Origin of the sequence: Pseudomonas asuensis (genome assembly GCF_014646755.1) — a bacterium.
Taxonomy (GTDB): Bacteria; Pseudomonadota; Gammaproteobacteria; order Pseudomonadales; family Pseudomonadaceae; genus Chryseomonas; species Chryseomonas asuensis.
This window is the reverse complement of record NZ_BMNW01000002.1, coordinates 120,894-141,803: the sequence shown is the minus strand read 5'-3', so window position 1 is coordinate 141,803 and position 20,910 is coordinate 120,894. Positions and strand designations below refer to the sequence as shown.

Here is a 20,910-nt window from a genome sequence, read left to right as displayed (position 1 = left end):
CCCCTCACTTCAGGGATTTAGGCGCTTTGCAGCTCGTCAGCCAGGGAAGCGATCTCTTCAATGGCAGCCGATAGTTCTTCAGCACCTTGGGACTGCTGTTTGGCAGCGGCAGCCGCTTCCTGAGCAGCATTCTCGGCTTCCTGAGCAGCAGCGGAGATCTGATCGATACCGGACTTCACCTGAGTGATGCTAGAGCTAATCTCTTCGGCAGACTTAAGGATGTCAGAGGAGCCAACTTCCACACTGGCAATATCACCGGCCATGCTGTCCAGGTTGCGGGTAATCACCGTTGCCTTCTGGGCTTCCGCCAGGGCAGCGCTGATAATTTCTTCCAGGTCACGCCCTACTACGCCGATCTGGTCCTGAACGGCCTTCACCAAGTCCTTGATACGGTCAGCGTTCTCAGCCGAGTCATGGGCCAGGTTACGAATATCGGTAGCGACCACGACAAAGCCTTTGCCAAACTCACCGGCACGGGCTGCTTCGATGGAGCCGTTTACAGCCAGCATGTTGGTCTGGATGGAAACCGTGGTGATGGCGTCGACAATCTTGTCGATACGGCGAGAAATCAGCTCCAGATCCTTGATCTGGCTTAGGCTGCCGCGTGTCGCCTCGATAGAAGACGTTACACCGTTGACCATTGCATCAATGCCGCTTTTATTAGCAGTCATCAGCGTTTTGATAGCGGAAGCTTTTTCCAGGCTGGATGTCGCGCGACCTTGGGCCAGCTCCAGTCCTTTTTCGATCTGATTAACAGCCGCAGCCGATTCTTCAGTGGCAGCAGCCTGAGTCTGTGCGCCTTGGCGGATCTGGTCGATTACCATGGAAATCTGGCTAGAGGCGCGGTTGATTTCCTGAACGGCAGAGGACAACTCCTCGGCAGCAGAGGCAACCTCCTCAGCGCTCTTGCTAACATCGGTAGATGTTTTCAGCTCTTCAGCCAATTCAGACAAGCTCTGGGCCGCCTGCTCGCACTCAGCCAGCGCCTGGGCCTGCTCGTCTACCGTCTTGGCAGACTCTTCAGCCGCGGCGGATTGTTGTTCGGCAGCAGATGCAATGGAGTCTGCGCCACGCAGGGCCTGCTGGGCCGCAGCGCTGCTCTGGACCGCACCGGCTGCGATGTCCTGAGCGCCTTTTACGATCTCGATGCAGTCCAGGCGAATCTGCTCAAGCTGCTGGGTGATAGTGCCACCCTTCTCCACTTCGGTCTGGATGGTTTCAGCAGAGCGGTTGATACCCAGGGCGATGTTTTCTACGTCGTGCTGGATCTTGCCGACCATATCGGAGATCTGCTTGGCGCTCTTCTCAGAAGTTTCAGCCAGCGTACGGACTTCATCAGCAACAACGGCAAACCCCTTACCATGTTTACCTGCACGAGCCGCCTCAATGGCAGCATTCAGGGCCAGGAGGTTGGTCTGGTCAGCAATACGGCCAACAGCCTTGACGATCTCGCCAATGTTAGCGGCTTGCTGCTTGAGCTCAGCGACACGGTTAACCGAGCCCGTCTGGCGCTCAGCCGCCACACGTACGTTGGCAATCAATGCGCTTACATCGCTGTTAACAGCAGCAGCCAAACGCTGCATGGCTTCAGACTTTTCCTGGGCTACCGCAGCACTCTGCTGCTGAAGCTCGATAGAGCGGCCTACAACTTCAAATGCCTTGAGAGACTGTTGCGCCGCACCGGAGGCTTCCTCGGCACCGCTGGCAATCTGGTCGGCAGCACGCTTGAGTTCTTCTGCTGCAGAGGCAGCTTCGTTTACACCAGTGGAGAGCTGGTTGGTGGCGGCAGCGATACGCTCAGCAGCTTGCTGCTGCTTGGCCAGTGTCCGTGCACGCTTACGCTGTGCTTCAGCATCACGGGCGACATTACGGGATACTACTTTCTCTGCTACGGCGGAAGGCGTGGTGGGTTTCTTGACCAGGGCCATGAAGGTTTCCTCAACTACGAGCGATGGTTTCATTGAAAATGGATGCATACGCAGCTGGGTGAAACCTGATCACTCCAAAGCGTGCGGCCTGTCTGATGTAGGCCGAAACACTTCGGCTCGCCTGACATCCACGGCACGGCTATTTAAGCGTCATCGAGCAAACGAAACTATCGGGCGGAACCTGAGACGGAATGACTGCTTTCCCTAAGGAAAAACCTGAACTATCTAAGGCACCAAGCGGCTAAAGTTTCAGGATAAGTGGCAGAGTAAAGCAACAGCAGGACGGGATAGCCCAAGAAAAAGCCGCTCCCTTGGGGAGCGGCTATAAAACACGGCAAGATAAAGAGCTCAGTAAATCACTTAATGGCGATGTGCTTTTCTTCAAAGACAGCGGCCACTACCGGCGGACTGATCAAGAAGCCTTGCATCTGATCGCAGTGCAACGCCTCCAATAAACGCTGCTGCTCAGGCGACTCGACACCTTCTGCCACCACGGTCATGGATAACGCATGGGCCATCTCGATTACGCTCTTTACAATCGTCCTGTCAGACGCGCTGCTAACCACTTCGTTAAGGAAGCTACGGTCTATTTTTAGCGTGTCCGGCACAAAAGAACGCAAGCTCCCCAAGGTCGAATACCCTGTTCCAAAGTCATCTACAGCAATCCGAACCCCTAATGCCTTCAGATCGTTAATGATGTTGCTCGTCTCACTGCCCGGTTCAGGCATGATGGATTCAGTCAGCTCCAGCTCAAGGTAACCCGGCTTAACGCCGTGACGTTCCAGGCTTTGCCTCACCTGCTCACACAAGTCTGGCTGTAGCTGCCTAAGCGACAGGTTTACAGCCATTACAAAATGGCGCACCCCTTGAGATTGCCACCGAGCGAGCTGTGCAAGTGCCTGATCAATGCACCATAGCCCAACGGGAACAATAAGCCCCGTTTCCTCAAGCAGTGAAATAAAGCGCAAAGGGCTAATGAGGCCATGCGCTGGGTGCTCCCAGCGAATCAAGGCTTCTGCGCCGCATACCTGCTGGTCCGCCACACTGACCTTTGGCTGGTAGTACAAAACAAACTCGTTCTGCTCGATCGCGCGGTTAAGTTCGGCTTCAAGCTTTAGCGTATCGAAGCTGTGTTTGAGTAGCCCCTGGTTAAAAAACTGGTAGCCACTGCGTCCCGACTTTTGCACGGCATACACAGCGGCATTGGCATTTTTGACCAACTGCTCTGCTGTCTCCCCATCCATGGGATATTGAGCTACACCAATACAACCTGTTAGCCGTATCGATTCAGTGCCAAGCGAAAAATGCTGCTCAAGCGAATGAAGCAGGCCATTGATGACCGCCTGAACATGCGCCACCTCATCTTCCCGGCTTAGCAATACCGCAAATTCATCGTTGGCTAAACTGGCCAGATATCCCCTGGTACCGAGCACAGCCTGAAAACGCTCGGAAACCTGGTGGACCACGGTATCTCGCAGCCGTTGACCCAGGCATTGCTGGACCCACTTGATACGATCAAGGCCGATAAAGAGTACCAAGAACTCACGGTTACCCTTTGCAGCCTGAACGCACTGCTCCTCTAGCCGCTTGTGGAACATAACCTGGTTGGGTAGTCCGCTAAGACTATCGAAATGCGCGGCCGTAAAGAGCTGCTCCTGATAGGTACGTGCCTCAGTAATATCTTCGGCAATGCCCACGATACGAGCGACCTCTCCCTGCGCATTTAAAAAGGGGAACGCCTTGTTACGTATCCAGAGCAATTGGCCGTGCGCATCGGCTGAACGGTATTCAACTTCAGCAGGCCGATGGTGCGAGATCACCTCATCATGAAAACGCTCAACCAAGGCTTTATCATCTTGATGGACCAGCCTTATCCAAGAAGACATATCGTTATAAAGCAACTCGGGCGAGCAGCCCCATATATTCTGAAAAGCAGGGCTGACATAGCTGATCTGCCCTCTAGCGATGTCGTACACCCAGAAGACATGGGGAAGAAACTCCACCATTTCCCTAAACCGCGCCTCGCTTTCCTGCAACTGCGCCAGGAGCGCTTTTTGAAAGCTGATATCCATGAGCGATCCCGCGAAGCGCACCAACACACCCCCTTCTCGCTCAGCCTTGCCTCGAACACGAAACCAATGCCATCCGCGAGGCGTTTGCAGGCGTAGCTCTATATCAAGCGGTTTATCACTGATGAGATGTTGCTCAAGCGCAGAGGCCAGTCTCTCGACATCCTCAGGATGAGCGTGGTCGACCAGCCATTGCGAAAACGGTTGCTCTTCCCCAATAGCGTCACCTATTAGCTCAATAAACCGCTCGGATAGGTAAAGCGCCTTGCGCTGCGGTATCCATTCCCATAACCCGTCGTTTGCTCCTTCATAAATAAGCTTGAGCCGTTGGGTCTGGGTGTTGATCGCGCGTTGCAGACGGGCGGTTTCTGTCACATCATCATGAACAATAAGGATTTGCTTCTGCTCCGTGTCCATCAGCAGCGCAAATAGGTGAAAGACCCGAATATCCCCGCCCAGCTCTACTTTGAATTCCAGGCTAAAGGGATCACCACTCCCATCCAGCAGGGCTTGAAGCTTAGCCAGTATAATTTGAGCCATGGCTTCCCCCCGCTCTGCCATGGCTGTACAGAATTTCAGATAATTGCTGCCAGCCTCCGGCCACTTCCACTGGGAAGGAGCCGTATCGATAAAGCGATTCCAGGCTTGATTCACGGTAATAACCGTGCCGGCTTCATTCAGCACGCAAACCAACTGAGGCAATGCGTCAAGAATGCTACGCGTGAATGCTTCTGCTTGAATCAAGCGCTGCTCACGATGCTTTTGTATGGAAACATCCTGCATGCAGCCCACCAGTAACCCCTGCGGGTGAGCCTTAGGACGCAGAACTACGCCGGCGAATTGAAAATTTCTCCATGCTCCCGATTGCTCGGTATTTTTCAGGCGTGCAGAAACATTCAGGGAAGGCTTGCCTTCCGTTAAATCCAGCAAGGCAGAAACCAGTCCGAGACGATCATCCGGATGCAGATGCTTCATCAGCTCATCCTGATGTGAGCTACCGGACTCCATGGAGATACCCAACAGCTGCATTGCCTGTTCAGACAACATGAGCTCACGTGTTGACAACTCAAACTGCCAGTCGGCAAAGCGGCCAATTTCTTGCGCCAGACGCAAGCGTGTCTCGGTGGCCTGGCTCTGCTGGACGCTCGCAACATCCGAGGTGATATTGCTAAAAAATACCGTAATACCGTTTGGTCTCGGGTAGGCACTGACACGGTGCCACTGCTGGAACGGTCGAAAGTAGAACTCAAAATGTCGAGGAAAACCTGAGTACATAACATCCCGGTAAGCTGCACCGAGCTCGCGCTCCACTTCATCCGGGTAAAGATCCCAGATATAAGAGCCCACTAGCTCCTCCCGTGACCGCTTGAGCACCTCCTGCGCCATATCGTTGACCTGAGTAAAGCGCCAGTTCTGGTCGAGCGTGTACATTCCCTCGTTAAGAGTGTTCAGTAACGCATCAAACTCATCATGAGCCTGTTTAAGGTTTATTGCAGTTTGCTGGGCCTCTGTCATATCCCATGAAAAAGTCAGCAGTGACTCAACCTGCCCGTCCAGCCCTCGAACAGGAAGAATCAACACGTCCCACCATTTTGGGTTTCCCTTTAGGGTCTCACAGACACCACTAAAGCGCCCTGGTAATCCAAGACAGGCCTGATCGAATGCTTGTTGTGCTTGCGCAGACCATTCTTCTGTCCAGAGGCTTAACCAAGCCGTACCGTGAACCGAATCGAAATTGCAGGCATCCATCAGACGTTTGCCAGTCTCGTTCATGCTGAGCAGACGCCCCTCCAGATCCAGCTCTTTCAGGCATACGTCAGGCGCTTGGGTCAGTGCCGTGCTGAACTGAACAGGCAGGTGATTATTTATATGCTGGCGCTTCACCGTTGCCTTGAGACGCACCACCTGACCCAGCAAATAGCTGACGCAAATAACCAATCCGCAGACAACCACGGAAACCCTATTGACGTCGAACGGACGAGGGTCAATCACATACCAAACAAGACATCCCGCTAACGTCGCCAGAGCACAGGCAGAGAACGCCTTCCATGCCAAACGCTTTATGGTAGCCAGGGTAAAGACACCGCCCCAGATCAGCACTGCTGCCTCAGCCAGCCCAATAGCCAGGCATAACAGCGTTAGTACGGCTGCGCCCAAGCACAGCGCCCAGGAATAGGACACTGGAAACGAAGCAGATAGCGCTTCGGGAGCCTGGTGCCGCGCCAGGTAATGCTCCAGGAATCGATCAGCTTGGGAGGGAAAGGAAGACATGAGGCACTCTTTAAATAGCCAATGACTTAGTGTGCGAGCCCTGCACCCTCTTGGCTATCAGGGATTCCCCTAGGTTAAAGGCACTAGTCGTCAGGACTGATCAAGCCTTTACGTACGGCATAAAGTACTAATGACGGAACATCATGAAGATTAAGGCGATCCATAATCTGCGCCCGATGGGTATCGACTGTTTTCACGCTAAGCCCTAATCCTTGAGCAATATCACGTGTCGAACACCCGCGTGCGATCAGTCTGAGAATTTCAGTCTGCCTAGGCGTTAACACGGCTCCACTCCCACTGCTTTCACGGGGCCGCCCTTCGACAATCGCTGACTGAATCACAGTCTGCGCAATACCAGGGCTCAGATAAGACTCGTCACGGGCTAATGCCTGCAAGGCAAGGTCAAGTTCCTGCGCTGCAGCATCCTTGAGGAGGTAGCCACGGGCGCCCAAGCGTAAGGCAGCTAGAACATAGTCGGGTGTCGCGTGCATGGATAACATAAGGATTTGAACTTCAGGGTACTGCTCGCGCCACTGACGCAGGGCATCTAAACCGCTGAGATGCTTCATGCTGATATCCAACAGCAAAATATCAGGCTTGTCATTTTTGAGAATGCGCTCTACGTCCGAGCCATCGCCCCCTTCGGCCACGACTTCATAGCCCGGCTGATCTTCTACCAGGGATCGGAGTCCTGCTCTGACCAGCGCATGATCATCAATAAGCGCTACACGCTTTACCAAACCGAACCCCTCCTCATCCTGTTATTGAACGACAGGCAAAACCGCCGTTATACGAGTACCCACGCCCGATATGCTCGATATTTTCATCTTTCCATTCAGCGAGGCTACCCGCTCATGCATGCTGGTCAGCCCAAGACTTCTGGCCTCCCGGGATGCATCACCTATATCGAAACCACACCCATCATCCAATATCTCAAGTCGCAGTTGCCCTGCTTCGCGGATCAGGCTAATCCTGACTGAAGCGGCCTGCGAATGCTTGGCAACATTGTTTACTGCTTCCTGGATAAGCCTGAATGCGACAACCGTAATATTTGACGATAGCTTGTCGAGCCCCCCTTCGATATGAAGTTCCCATTGGGTGTGTGTTGCCCCTAGAAACTGAGAGAGATGCCAGCGCACCGCAGCTTCCAGACCCAAGGTCTCAAGCTGTAAGGGATGAAGGGACAATGAGAGGCTTCTGACCTTGGCTAGCGCATCGTCCACACCCTGACTAAGGTCATTTGCCAATGTTCTGATTTCAGGCTCATGGGCGAGCTTGCGCACAAGACGCTGCAGGTGCAACTTGATACCCGTCAGCTGCTGACCAATATCATCATGTAAATCACGGGCAAGCTGTCGTCGTTCAAGCTCCTGCACCTCGATCAATCGCTGAGATAACCGCTGCAGGCTCTTGTTGGCTGATTCAAGGTCATGTCGCATTTGAGACGCCTGGCTGATGTCCCGGATCAGTAGCTGGACATCACGCTGATCATTTTCTTCAAGAATGATTTCTGCTAGTTCAGCCTCAAACTCCGAGCCATCCAAACGTAACAGTTTGATATGCCGAAACGATTGCTCCTTCGTCAATCCTTTATGCAAGGCACCTAGCCGATCTACCTCACGGTCGCGGTAGTCTGCGTGAAAAAATTGCCTGATATCGAGCGTGCTTAATTTAGCGCTCGCCTGCTCAGCAAACATTTGGCGAGCCGCATTGTTTGCATACGTGATACGGCTCTGACGAATGATCAAAACACCTTCTGGGAGGCTATCGATCATATGTTTGTAACGTTGCTGCTGTCTGACCAGCGCTTGCTCAGCCACTTTTATTTCTGAAACGTCAATAAAGGTACCAAATAAGGTTACGGCATGCCCCCTTTCATCTTCCAGGACCTGAGTACGCTCGAAGATATGGCGAAGCTCCCCGTTGATTCGTGTAACCCGGTATTCATGAGTAGTCTGCCCAGCCGACACGGTTTCCTGATAAACCCTGGCCATACGCGCTCTATCGTCCCGGTGGATCAGGGAAAGAAAACGCTCGAATGTGAGCCCATTCTGCTCTGGATCCAGATCAAGGATTGAATAGATTTCAGGGGACCAGTGAATAGATTGAGAAGAAAGATCTCGCTCCCAATAGCCCATCATGCCGATATGTTGGGCGAGCTCCAGCTGTCTTAAACTGTAAGTCAGTTTTTTTTCGAGTTCGAAATGAGCACTGATGTTTTGGGCCATCAGGAGTCCATACGGCTGCTCCTCAAAGATATGCTCATGGCAGAGCACATCGACATCCAAGACCTTTCCAGATTGGCTTATGTGCCTGTGAATACCCGACAAGCGTTGGCTGGTAATAGCTGCCTTAGCGGAAGGAGCGGAAAGCTTTTCTTTATCGTCAGGAGCATATAAATCAACAATGCTCAACTGAGTAAACTGTGCAGCCCCATAACCATATGTTCTACACGCTGCTTCGTTTGCCTTGATGATCAGGAGACTGTTTTTATCGTAAAGCCACATTGGTGCGGGATGAATCTCGAAAAGCGCTCGATAATCGCCTTCCGATTCGCTAATCAGACGCTGGGTTTGAATAGCAATATGCGTCAGCCGCCTGGTGAACCACCATCCACTAACGGCAGTGAAAAAGACGAAAATCAAGGCCCGAAAGGTGTAGCTCCACTCCGGCCATTCTAGATGCTTGATAACAAAAGAAGTGCCAATGACCCATACGACGCCAAAAACGGAATAAAGAAGCACTAAACGCCAAGGCGCGGATAACAACGTGTTCCGTGAGTATGAAACACGGCTGGCTATATCAGAGGCACGCATGAACATCAGTAGGTGACTTACCTTTAATAGAAATTTACCCCCCCTGCACACCAGAGGCGCTTCTTTAACTATTAGCACTGAATGGGCGTTTGGCTATTGATGCTCAGACTATTGCACTCCCTTTAGTGCCGTCTCGCTTTATTCAGGCTATAAGCTTGAGCCATTAGCGCTCCTATCTTGCCACTTTGAATCACGCCTTTTCCCAAGAGGTAGCTTGCAGATACTTGCCACTAATGGGCTGGTATTACATGCCACCTATGACCGTTCAGCTGGTAGAGCAGCACCCGCTGGTTAAGTGAGGAACCAGAACCTGAGAAAGGTAGTCGGAATTAGCAAGCGTTGAACATCAGCGCGATTGAAGTTCAAATTTCCTGCAGCATTGAGGTGCGATGCCATGATGATCATCGATATCACCCGCAGCTATGCGCGCAATGTGTCTGCTGTGGCACGTATTCAAACTATTGAAGCCGCCAATGACGCTGACGCCGGTAGTTTTGATAATACCCCCCTTCCGCCTGAACGCCCTACTTCGCTTTAAATCCAACGACTGAATCAGCCGATAAAGCCGCGCCTCGCGGCTTTTTGATTCCTAAGGACTCTGGATGACGTCCATCGACTGGTCGAGACTTCTCTCTTATCCCTGGCTGGCAACTCTAGTAGCAGCCTGTATTTCAATGGCAATTGCGAGTATTGCCGTATTTCTTATTTCTACTGTTCTTAAACGGCTGGCGCGGCCTTTTCTGTTCGCCCAGACGTTGCTTCGCTACTCCGAGCGCCCTGCCCGTTTTCTTATTCCACTGATAGCCTTGCAAGGCGTACTCGGCTCTGCACCGAATACACTGCCGCTGATTAGTGGCCTAAGACACCTTACGGCACTGATCACCATTGCTGCGTTTACCTGGCTGGGTTTGCGCTGCGTAAAAGCCATCGGCGCGACGATTTCCATTCGCCACCCGGTTAATATTGAAGATAACCTTCGCGCCAGACGTATCCAGACCCAAACACGTGTCATGGTGCGAAGCCTGGGCTTTGTCGTCTTCCTGGTGGGCCTGTCATCCATGCTGATGACGTTTCCAGAGGTTCGGCAAATCGGTGCCAGCTTGCTCGCCTCTGCAGGTGTTGCCGGTATCGTTGCCGGTATTGCAGCACGTCCTGTGTTAGGCAACCTCATCGCCGGCCTGCAGATTGCTGTTACACAGCCGATTCGGATCGACGATGTCGTGATTGTCGAAGGCGAATGGGGGCGCGTTGAGGAAATTACGGGAACCTATGTTGTTGTACGCATCTGGGATGATCGACGGCTGGTAGTGCCGCTTCAATATTTTATCGAGAAACCCTTTCAGAACTGGACGCGTACCAACTCCAGTCTCATGGGATCTGTCTTCATGTGGGTGGATTACTCGCTCCCGATGGAGCCAATACGCGCCGAATTAGAGCGCGTGTGCAATGAAGTGCCCCATTTGTGGGATGGACGCGTGTGCGTTCTGCAGGTTACTGATGCGTCGGATAAAGCCATACAGCTGCGTGTCCTTGTAACGTCCCCTGACTCCTCCAAGAATTGGGACCTGCGCTGCCACGTACGAGAGCGCTTGATTGCTTTCGTCAACCGGGAGTTTCCAGAGTGTCTGCCTCAAGTTCGTGCTGAAGTTGGGACACAGATCAAACGGCCCCACTCAGCATCCGACGAAATGCACAACACGCCAGCTAGACAGCCTGAAATATGAATTTAAGCCGATCAGGCACGTTACTGTCGCGTAACTGTAACGATCTTCGCTAAAACTGCATGCGCGTGCTATTACAAAGGCTGCCAGAAGCGGCACGGTTCTAGCACGTTCGTCAAATGTGCATACCCAACCAGGAAACTTCGGCGAGCTGGTGCAGGTCATCTTTAAGCAGACTGGACTATCGGGCGAAACCTTGCAGCGCCCCTTCGTCCAGTCCCTTACAGAGGGACGTCGCCAGGGGCTTTAAGCAGCATGGCTGTGGACGTTTTTGATCGGTATGTCGGCTTCGACGAGAAGCGTTCATTGGGCACACCTCAGTCATTACTGCTTTTGGGAGCGCAATATGGCAAATGCCGTTGTGGGGAAACTTGAAACGCTTGTAGCTGCTAACTCAGCAGAAGTACGCAATGCCAATCGCTTCCCTACTCAAACCGACGATCGCCAGCTGAAGCTGAGCTCCGTCGTTGAAACACGTAAGCGTATTTTGTTTGTAACACCCGAAATTACTGATTTCGTTAAAGCCGGTGGCTTGGGAGAAGTCTCAGCTGCCCTGCCGCGCGCCCTGTCGTCCAAGCATGATGTCCGAGTCCTTATTCCCGGCTATCGTCCTGTCATGGATGCCATCCGCGATGAAATGCAGATTGTCGGACGTATTCCAGCATTAGCCGCCATGCCAGCCTGCGACATTGCCCGTGTTGATCAGGAAGATGGCCTTGTAATCTATGTACTGGTCTGCCCGGAGCTCTACGAGCGCCCTGGCACGCCTTATGCGGACAGCCATGGTGCTGATTGGGCTGACAATCATATTCGCTTTGGTCGTCTGGCCTCTGCAGCGGCTGACGTGGCTGCCGGTACAGCGTCCATTCGCTGGTGCCCTGACCTCCTGCATCTGAACGACTGGCAGACAGGATTGACTGCCGGCTATGCGCAGTGGCGTGGACTGAAGACGCCATCCGTGATGACCATTCACAACCTGGCCTATCAGGGCGTGTTTCCCCGCCATTGCATGGCAGACCTGGGAATTCCCGCTGAAGCGTTTTCCATTGAAGGCCTGGAATACTACGGTAAGATTTCTTTCCTCAAGGCCGGCCTGAGTTACGCTAGTCATATCACCACAGTAAGCCAGACCTACGCCAAGGAAATCACTACGCCTGAGTTTGGTTGTGGGCTGGAAGGTCTCCTTCAGGTCAAGGCCAGGCAAGGCAAGCTTTCCGGCATTCTTAACGGAATCGACGAAGGCTGGGATCCTTGCAATGACCCGCACCTGTGTCAGACCTTTTCTCCCGCTGACTGGGCAGGCAAGCAGGCTAACGCCGAACGAATTCGTAAAGACTTTGGCCTTGAAGCGTCGGAAGGTCCACTGTTTGCCGTGGTATCCCGCCTGGTGCACCAGAAGGGTATCGACCTGACCATCGAAGCTGTAGACCACATTGTTTCCCGTGGCGGCCAACTGGTCATTATCGGCTGTGGTGAACCTGCTGTTGAGCGAGCCGTAAGTGAGCTGTCCAAGCGCCACAAAGGCCGCGTAGGTGTCCATGTTGGATTCTGTGAAACCGAAGCCCGTCGAATGTTTGCTGGCAGTGACTTCCTGCTGATGCCCTCTCGCTTTGAGCCTTGTGGCTTGAGTCAGATGTATGCGCAGCGCTTTGCTTCTCTGCCTATTGCACGTCGTACAGGCGGCTTGGCTGATAGTATCGAGGATGGTCTGACTGGATTTCTGTTCGACAAGCACACCCTGGAAAGCTACACAAAATCAATTGATCGCGCGTTTGAAGTCTTCGCGCGTAAGGATCTTTTGCAAGCGATGCGTCTACGCGCCATGAGCGGTCCATTCTACTGGTCTCAGAGCGCTCAGCCGTACGACGAGCTGTATCAGTCACTGCTGGTAAAAGTTCGTCAGGAACAAGCTGCGATTTGATTCAACTTTAGCGCCATCTTTCTGGTCAAAGAAAGAACACTCCCGCCCTCACGGCGGGAGCGCGCACCAAAAACCGAACCTGCACCCACGTGCCTTACCCTGCCCTCCACTGGGAGACAGAACGCATGAAGGACTTGTCACGCCCGTCCAAAAATAACCGCTACGCCTGGCAATGCACGGCTGGCGCCACTCTTCTCTCCGATAACCGTACCCAATTCTGCTTCTGGGCACCCAGTGCTAATGCTGTTGATGTAGTGCTGGACGGCGGCATGATTATCCCAATGCAAGCCTTGGATGGCGGCTGGTTTAGCGCTGAGGCCGCCTGCGGCGTTGGTACCCGCTATCGCTATCGTATTGGTGATCTCCTGGTTCCCGACCCTGCCTCTCGTGCTCAGGCTGGAGACGTACACGAAGCCAGCATCGTTATTGACCCCCATACCTATGAGTGGCGCCGTACCGATTGGAACGGTCGCCCTTGGCATGAAAGCGTGATCTATGAAGTGCACGTAGGCACACTGGGTGGATTCAAAGGTGTTACCGACATTCTGCCTAAACTGGCTGCGCTGGGTGTCACAGCCATTGAGCTAATGCCGTTGAGCGAGTTTCCCGGCGGTCGTAACTGGGGCTATGACGGTGTTTTGCCTTATGCCGTGGAATCTTCCTACGGTACACCTGAAGACCTCAAGGCCATGATCGATACTGCCCACGAGCACGGTCTCATGGTGTTTCTTGATGTGGTCTACAACCACTTCGGCCCGGACGGTAACTATCTGCACGCCTATGCCGAAAAGTTCTTTCGCGAAGACATTCACACGCCCTGGGGCGCCGCCATTGACTTCCGCCAGCAGGCCGTACGCAGCTACTTCAAAGACAATGCCCTGATGTGGCTGATGGAATACCGCTTCGACGGCCTGCGCTTCGATGCGGTCCATGCCATTGGAGACAAAGGCTTCCTCATGGAAATGGCTGAAGAGATTCGCTCAACGGTCGAGCCTGGTCGCCATGTGCATCTGGTACTTGAAAACGAAGACAACACCGCCTCTCTTCTGGGCGGTGTCCATTATGATGGACAGTGGGCAGACGACTGGCACAACGTGATCCACCCCATGATCACAGGTGAAAATGAAGGGTACTATCAAGACTTTACCCAAGACGCTACTGCCAAGCTGGTTCGCTGCCTGAGCGAAGGCTTTATCTACCAGGGCGAAGACACTCGCCATGGCAAGGCTCGCGGTGAGCCCAGCAGCCATCTGCAACCGACTGCCTTTGTCATCTTTTTGCAGAACCACGACCAGATCGGCAACCGTGCGCTAGGTGAGCGGCTTACGCTTATCGCTCCTGAGAAAGCCCTCAAGGCTGCCACGACGCTTCTGTTACTTAGCCCAATGATTCCGTTGCTCTTTATTGGCGAAGAATGGGGCAGCCGCCAGCCCTTCCTGTTTTTTACCAGTCATAACGAAGAGTTGGCCAAGCTGGTAAAAGAGGGTCGCCGTAACGAGTTCAAAGACTTCGAGTTTTTTACTCACGAAGAAAATCGGGAAAAGATTCCAGATCCGAATGCCGTTACGACGTTCGAAGACTCAAAACCAAACTTTGGTGAAGCCGACCAGCCGGACCATGCCTTATGGGTTGGGCTATACAAGAAGCTTCTGGAAATTCGCCATCAGGACATCATTCCCCGTCTTCCTGGTGCTCGTCCGGCAGAGGTCAAGGCGCTGGGTGACAAGGCCGTAACCGCCTGCTGGACATTAGGTGATGGTGCCCGCCTGACCCTTGAGGTCAACCTGAGCGAGCAAACCGCTTCAACCGACACCAAGCAACCGGGCCGCTTACTGTTTGCCAGTGCAGAAAATGATCTGTCTGCTCGCGCACAAGGCCAACTGGCCGGACATACGGCATTCGCCTGGCTGGAGGACGCTCAATGAACGGCTCTGAACAACTGCATGCGCTGGCAGAAAAAGCCGGCATTTCCATTCAGTGGGATGCCTATGACGGCACTCCGCAACAGGTATCGGATGAAGCATTGCGTAGCCTGTTGGCAGCACTGGGTCTTCCTGCTGAGTCTGAAGCCGATATCAAAGCCAGTTTGGCCAAGCTGGATGAACTTGAAGACAGCGAGAATCTGCCGCCCCTGATTACCGGAGAGTGTGACAAACCTGTGGGCCGTCCAGGTCAGTTCAAGGCTGGACAAACCTATACACTAACGCTCGAAACGGGTAGTAGTGTGACAGGTAAAGTCGATAGTAACGGACAGCTCGCGCCGATTGACACCATGGGTTACCACACCCTGAGCTTAGGCAGTCAGCAGGTCACCTTGGCGATTGCCCCCGAGCGCTGCTACAGCATTACCGACGCCTTGGGTAAACCCGAACCGCGTACCTGGGGGCTCGCGGTACAGGTGTATAGCCTGCGTCGTCCCGGCGATGGTGGCCTGGGTGATCTGAAGGCACTCGAAGAGTTTGTCCGCTCGGCAGCGGACCTCGGTGCCGATGCGGTGGCTATCAGTCCATTGCATGCCATGTTCAGTGCTGATGGTAACCGTTACAGCCCCTATTCACCGTCCAGCCGCATGTTTCTCAATATCCTGAACGCCTCACCTGCCGCTATTTTGGGTGAAGAAGCGCTCACGCATGCCCTGGACAAGACCGGCCTTCAGCAAGAGTGGTCCCGCCTTGAAGGCCTGGACATGGTCGACTGGCCTGCCATCGCCAAGACACGCCTGCGAGTGCTGCGCGCGCTGCACATGGACTTCCGGGTAAAAAGTGGTGAGCAGCAGGAGGATTTTCAGGCTTTCCGCCAGGAAGGTGGCGAAGCGTTGGAAAACCACTGCCGCTTCGAGGCCTTACATGCCTCCTTTGCTCACGGCACCTCAGCGCCTAGCTGGCAGCACTGGCCCGAAGAATACCGGGACCCTAAGAATCCTGCTGTAGCAGAATTTGCCAAAACCCACGCGCTGGATGTGGAGTTCTACGCGTTTACGCAGTGGCTTGCGGCTCGCGGCTTGGAGAAAGCGCAAAAGGCAGCGCAGGAATCAGGCATGAAGATCGGTCTTATCGCCGATATTGCCGTAGGCGCCGATGGCGGTGGCAGCCAAGCGTGGAGCCGACAGGAAGAACTGCTCTCTTCCGTAAGCGTTGGGGCTCCACCGGACCTGCTCAACCAGCGCGGCCAAGGTTGGGGTATTTCAGCATTCTCACCTGCCGGCTTGCAGCGTCATGGTTTCCGGGCCTTCCTGGAAATGCTCAAGGCAAACTTTGCTCATGCAGGCGGCGTACGCATCGACCATGTCATGGGCTTGCAACGGCTCTGGCTGGTACCGGAAGGTGCCTCACCAGCAGATGGCGCCTATCTCACCTATCCCATTCAAGACATGCTGCGTTTGGTAGCTATCGAGTCCTGGCGGAACGAATGCATCGTCATGGGCGAAGACTTGGGGACTGTACCGGAAGGTTTTCGTGAGCGCCTGGTGGAGAAATCCATCATGGGTATGCAAGTACTGATGTTCGAACGCGACGAAGACCAGAACTTCAAGAACATCGAAGATTGGAATAACACGTCCATTGCCATGACGACCACTCACGATCTTCCTACCATGACCGGCTGGTGGATTGGCCGAGACATTGAGTGGCAGGCTAAGTTGGAACAACTAGCGGAAGACACCACCGAAGAAAAGGAAAAGCAAAATCGCGATGAGGATCGCCAGCGCCTGGCCAAGACGCTGGGCCTGAAGGACACAAGCCTTGATAGCGCCCAAGAGGCCGTAGATGCCTGCATAAGCCATATAGGAAAGACCCCAGCCCCCTTGGTCATCCTGCCCGTGGAAGATGCCCTGGGCCTAGAAGAACAGGCCAATCTGCCCGGAACGATCGACAGCCATCCTAACTGGCGCCGCCGTTGGCCGGATCAGGCCAGCACCCTACTCAATAACGAAACCCCTAAGCGTCGCCTGCAGTTACTGGCGGCAGCCCGTCATGAAGCGGAGAGCCACTCATCATGAGCCCAGTGCGCGCGACTATTCGCCTGCAGTTTCACAAAGACTTCACCCTGGACGATGCCATTCCTTTGGTCGACTACTTTGCCGACCTAGGCATCAGTCACATTTACGCATCCCCTATTACTACTGCAAGAGCAGGCTCGGTTCACGGCTATGACGTCGTAGACCCTACCCGTGTCAACCCTGAGCTAGGGGGTGAAGAAGCCTTACGCCGTCTGGTGGCTCGTTTGCGCGAGCGTGGCATGGGACTGATCGTCGATTTTGTGCCTAACCACATGAGTGTCGGCGGATCGGAGAATGCCTGGTGGCTGGATGTGCTCAAATGGGGACGCCATAGCCCATACGCCAAATTCTACGATATCAACTGGTATAGCCCTGACCCTGAATTGCACGGTCAGTTGCTGCTGCCTTTCCTGGGCGGCGCTTATGGCGACATTCTGCAATCAGGTGAATTGAAGCTGGTCTTTGATGAGACGGAAGGCTTCCGGGTCGAGTACTACGCCCACCACTTCCCGATTTCCCCTCCCACCTATGCTGACATCCTGCGCGCAAGCGACGACTCCGAGCTGCGTCTGTTTGCCGATGCCTTCGAGGCACGCGAGGGCGACCGAGAAGGCGCTAACGAGGCTGTCACCAAGCTGGCGGAAAGTGCTCGTCAGAACCCTGCTGTCAAAAAATCACTGGCGCAATGCCTGGCTGCCTTTGATGCAAGCGACGCCGCTAATCATGAGCGCTTGCATGCACTGCTGGAGCGTCAGCATTACCGCCTGGCAAGCTGGCGCACGGCTTCTGACGATATCAACTGGCGTCGCTTCTTTGATATCACCGAGCTTGGCGGCCTGCGAATGGAGCGTCCCGAGGTTTTCGAAGCGCTGCATGCCATGATCTTCCGCCTGATCGGTGAGGGGCTGATCGATGGTCTGCGTCTTGACCATATCGACGGCCTAGCCAATCCGCGAGGCTATTGCCGCAAGCTGCGCCGGCAGATTGATACGCTCTGCCAGAGCCGGCCCAACGGCATGCCTGAAGGCGGCTTCCCCATTTATGTGGAAAAGATCCTTGCCGAAGGCGAGCACCTGCGTGGTGACTGGGGCATTGATGGCACCACCGGCTACGAGTTCATGAACGAAGTATCGGGTGTCATGCATGACCCAGCCGGAAAAGACCCCTTGAATGAGTTCTGGGCTGAAAAAACCGGGCGCCCTGCCGACTTCATGGAGGAGGTTCGTGAGGCACGCCGTCTCGTGGTCACTACCGCGCTGGCAAGCGAGTTTGAATCGACTGCTCATACCCTACATGTTGTAGCTCAACAGGATTGGCGTACCCGAGACATTAGCCTCGGCTCTATTCGCCGCGTATTGCTTGAGCTGATCACCTACTTCCCGGTTTACCGTACTTATGCAAGCGTGGCAGGCTTCACCGGTGAAGACGAGAAGTTCTTCCAGAAAGCTGTAGACGGCGCGCGCCCGAATCTTTCGGAAGCCGAGCTGCCAGTGCTGGATTTGCTGCATGAGTGGCTGGGTGGCAAAGCACCGTGCCGTCAACCCGTAGGCAGCGTGGCACGCCGTGAACAGCGTCGCGCTATCACCAAGTTCCAGCAGCTGACGTCGCCTGTCGCTGCCAAGGCAGTAGAGGATACTTCCTGCTACCGCTCTGGCGCTCTGCTCTCGCGCAATGATGTGGGGTTCGACCCGCAGAATTTCAGTCAGAGCACAGAAGAGTTCCACAAGGGTAGCAAACTGCGCTCCGAGCAGTTCCCACGCAATATGCTGACGACTGCTACCCATGATCATAAGCGCGGCGAAGACACCCGGGCACGTCTGGCCGTCATTTCTGAAATGGCTGACGTTTATACCGCAGCAGCAACACGCTGGCTGGATATGGCAGCGCCCCTGCGCGGGTCATTCGCCGACAAGCCCGCGCCTACCCCAGGCGATGAGCTGATGCTTTATCAGACCTTGCTCGCGAGCTGGCCGCTTGATCTGACGGCAGACGATAAGCAGGGACTTCAGGCATATCTGGATCGCCTGTTGCCCTGGCAGGAAAAAGCGCTCCGGGAAGAAAAGCTTGAGTCAGACTGGTGGACTCCTAATACCGAATATGAAACAGCGTGCCGCAACTTCCTGGAACAATTGATTGTTGGCGAGAAAGGCGCAGCCATTCGTAAGGACATCGTCGAGACGGTAGCCCGTATTGCTCCTGCAGGCGCCCTGAACGGCATTACTCAAGCGGTACTGAGAATGACCGCTCCGGGTGTACCTGACCTTTACCAGGGCTGTGACTTCTGGGACCTGAGCCTTGTTGAGCCCGACAACCGTCGCCCTGTCGACTACCCTCCTCGAATTGCAGCGCTGAAAGAGGCCAAAGCCCCGGCAGAACTGCTTTCCAGCTGGAAGGATGGTCGTGTTAAGCAAAGCGTGATTGCAAGAACTCTGGCGGCCCGCACTACCCATGCGGATGTATTCCTCAAAGGGCAATACATCCCGCTTGAAGTCTCAGGGGTACATGCTAGTCACGTTCTGGCATTTGCACGCGAGTATCAAGGCAAGGCTGTTATTGTAGTGGTACCTTTACGCGTTCAAGGCTTCATTGGAGAGGGATCAGCACCCTCTTTTGATGCGTCGGTATGGCAGGACACCTCCGTAAAAGTACCAAAACAGTTCGTCGATCAAACTTTTATGGAAACTTTCAGCCATTCATCTGTCCATGTGAAACAGAGTGAACTTTCATTAAGCGAGCTTCTTGCGAGCTTTCCTCTTGGTTTATTGATTACACAAGACCTGTCACAAGGAGAGACATTACAATGAGTCAACGCACCGAACGCATTCAGCAGCTCGCCTACCAGATCTGGGAGTCCGAAGGTCGCCCTGCTCATCAAGAGCATCGCCATTGGGAGATGGCTACCAAGCTCTATGAAGCCGAGCAGCAGCAAGGTGTAGCGCCAGAAGCCTCGGCACCGGCAGCCAAGCCCAAGAAGCCTCGCGCAACTAAACCCAAGGCTGCTTCGCTCGCTGAACAAGCGATTGAGAAGGTCAAGGAAGCCATCAAGCCAAAGGCTGAAAAGCCACCCGTCGAGAAAACAGCGGTAGCTGCACCTAAAAAGCCTCGCGTTTCGCGTGCCAAGGCGGTACCTAAAGAGTAAGTATTGCCTTAATGTCTCTACCCCTTCCGCTAATAACGGAAGGGGTAAACATTCCCTCCTTGTTTGATATATAGCAGAAGTTATATATCAAAACGCTATATACCTTTTATCTGGATAATATTTAAGCCCGATAAAAGGCCGGAACTAGCCTCTGCTTCGCGTATCAATTCCAGCACTCGATTCAAGGTGTTCGGGTGTAATCTTAATCCTACGAGAATTGATGCCATGGCACACCGCCCTGAAGTTCCTCAACCTGATCCCATCGTAAGTGATAATCCTGCTGAAATGCCCACTTGCATGGAGTTTGAACCACGCGATCTGGATGGCTGGCTAACTTCTGAACCTAATTGCTGCCAATTAAATGCTAATCCGCATACAGCTGATTTTGCATAAAGCCGCGAGGTTATGAATAGACGAGGTTTGCCGGACGTAGTTTTATGTATATTTGTTGGCAACCTATCTTTTTACACACTGCAAAAGCCCCGCACCACTCGTCAGCCGTGGGCTGGAGCAGGTGAACCGTAGCCTCATGAGGCTATCCCATATAGCGCAGGGTTAGTGGTTAAACGTGGTAATAACTGCTATTTCCAGAAACCAACGTGAGGGTAAATTCATGACTGCCAAGAACAACAATCCTGGTAACTTTGCCAACGATCGTGAAAGGGCTGCCGAAGCCGGACGTAAAGGCGGCCGTAACAGTGGAGGCAACTTTGCCAATGATCGTGAACGTGCAGCTGAAGCCGGCCGCAAGGGCGGTTCCAAATAACAGGCGTTGATATTCTGATTCGTTATCAGGTTGTACGAATCGAAATTAAAAAGGCGGAAAAGAACAATCATTCTTTTCCGCCTTTTTAATTCCAAACACGTTTTGATAACTATACAAGTCTTATACACGTATATATATAAAAATACCGATTTATTTATTAAACCTTGCTCCGCTTCGCTCTAATAGGCATGGCACACGCTGCTTCGGAACTGCCAGCATCCGGGAGCCTCTATACCTATGACGTATAAGAAGCCCCGGACATGCCACGTCACCGGATGGGTG

11 protein-coding genes and 2 pseudogenes are annotated in these 20,910 nt (G+C 53.7%); 8 read left to right on the top strand and 5 right to left on the bottom strand.

Translation table 11 applies throughout. The features are described 5' to 3' along the window. Nucleotides 1-17 precede the first annotated feature (17 nt). The 5 genes and pseudogenes from IEX86_RS25570 to IEX86_RS04450 all read right to left on the bottom strand — a co-directional run bounded on the left by IEX86_RS25570 (nt 18) and on the right by IEX86_RS04450 (nt 9,012). Nucleotides 18-1,058, bottom strand: a complete 1,041-nt coding sequence (locus IEX86_RS25570) for a methyl-accepting chemotaxis protein (RefSeq protein ID WP_373290399.1) — start codon at nt 1,056-1,058, stop codon at nt 18-20. Nucleotides 1,059-1,115: 57 nt separating this feature from the next. Next, nucleotides 1,116-1,583, bottom strand: a pseudogene (locus tag IEX86_RS25565) (methyl-accepting chemotaxis protein); the annotation flags it as partial. Between the two features lie 701 nt (nt 1,584-2,284). Next, the gene (locus IEX86_RS04460; protein WP_188864888.1) at nt 2,285-6,268 is read right to left on the bottom strand and encodes a sensor domain-containing protein; all 3,984 of its coding nucleotides are present in this window, start codon (nt 6,266-6,268) and stop codon (nt 2,285-2,287) included. 83 nt (nt 6,269-6,351) lie between these two features. Further along, the gene (locus IEX86_RS04455) at nt 6,352-7,008 is read right to left on the bottom strand and encodes a response regulator (RefSeq protein WP_188864887.1); all 657 of its coding nucleotides are present in this window, start codon (nt 7,006-7,008) and stop codon (nt 6,352-6,354) included. 21 nt (nt 7,009-7,029) lie between these two features. Then, the gene (locus IEX86_RS04450; protein ID WP_188864886.1) at nt 7,030-9,012 is read right to left on the bottom strand and encodes a PAS domain S-box protein; all 1,983 of its coding nucleotides are present in this window, start codon (nt 9,010-9,012) and stop codon (nt 7,030-7,032) included. Between the two features lie 466 nt (nt 9,013-9,478). On the opposite strand from IEX86_RS04450, the gene IEX86_RS04445 reads away from it, so the two are divergent. The 8 genes and pseudogenes from IEX86_RS04445 to IEX86_RS04410 all read left to right on the top strand — a co-directional run. Next, nucleotides 9,479-9,622: a hypothetical protein gene (locus tag IEX86_RS04445; RefSeq protein WP_188864885.1), complete on the top strand. Its 144-nt coding sequence runs from the start codon at nt 9,479-9,481 to the stop codon at nt 9,620-9,622. A 64-nt stretch (nt 9,623-9,686) separates the two neighbouring features. Next, a complete protein-coding gene (locus IEX86_RS04440) occupies nt 9,687-10,808 on the top strand; it encodes a mechanosensitive ion channel family protein (protein WP_188864884.1) in 1,122 nt (373 codons plus the stop codon). 343 nt (nt 10,809-11,151) lie between these two features. Next, nucleotides 11,152-12,726: a glycogen synthase GlgA gene (gene glgA, locus IEX86_RS04435; protein ID WP_188864883.1), complete on the top strand. Its 1,575-nt coding sequence runs from the start codon at nt 11,152-11,154 to the stop codon at nt 12,724-12,726. A 125-nt stretch (nt 12,727-12,851) separates the two neighbouring features. Continuing rightward, a complete protein-coding gene (treZ, locus tag IEX86_RS04430; protein WP_188864882.1) occupies nt 12,852-14,651 on the top strand; it encodes a malto-oligosyltrehalose trehalohydrolase in 1,800 nt (599 codons plus the stop codon). Next, a complete protein-coding gene (gene malQ / locus IEX86_RS04425) occupies nt 14,648-16,723 on the top strand; it encodes a 4-alpha-glucanotransferase (RefSeq protein ID WP_188864881.1) in 2,076 nt (691 codons plus the stop codon). The genes treZ and malQ overlap by 4 nt, the downstream gene beginning before the upstream one ends. Then, the gene (gene treY / locus IEX86_RS04420) at nt 16,720-19,527 is read left to right on the top strand and encodes a malto-oligosyltrehalose synthase (RefSeq protein WP_188864880.1); all 2,808 of its coding nucleotides are present in this window, start codon (nt 16,720-16,722) and stop codon (nt 19,525-19,527) included. The genes malQ and treY overlap by 4 nt, the downstream gene beginning before the upstream one ends. Next, nucleotides 19,524-19,862: a DUF2934 domain-containing protein gene (locus IEX86_RS04415; RefSeq protein WP_188864879.1), complete on the top strand. Its 339-nt coding sequence runs from the start codon at nt 19,524-19,526 to the stop codon at nt 19,860-19,862. Before treY ends, IEX86_RS04415 begins: the two co-directional genes overlap by 4 nt. Nucleotides 19,863-20,499: 637 nt before the next feature. Next, a pseudogene (locus IEX86_RS04410) lies at nt 20,500-20,628 on the top strand (con-10 family general stress protein); the annotation flags it as partial. Nucleotides 20,629-20,910 lie beyond the last annotated feature (282 nt).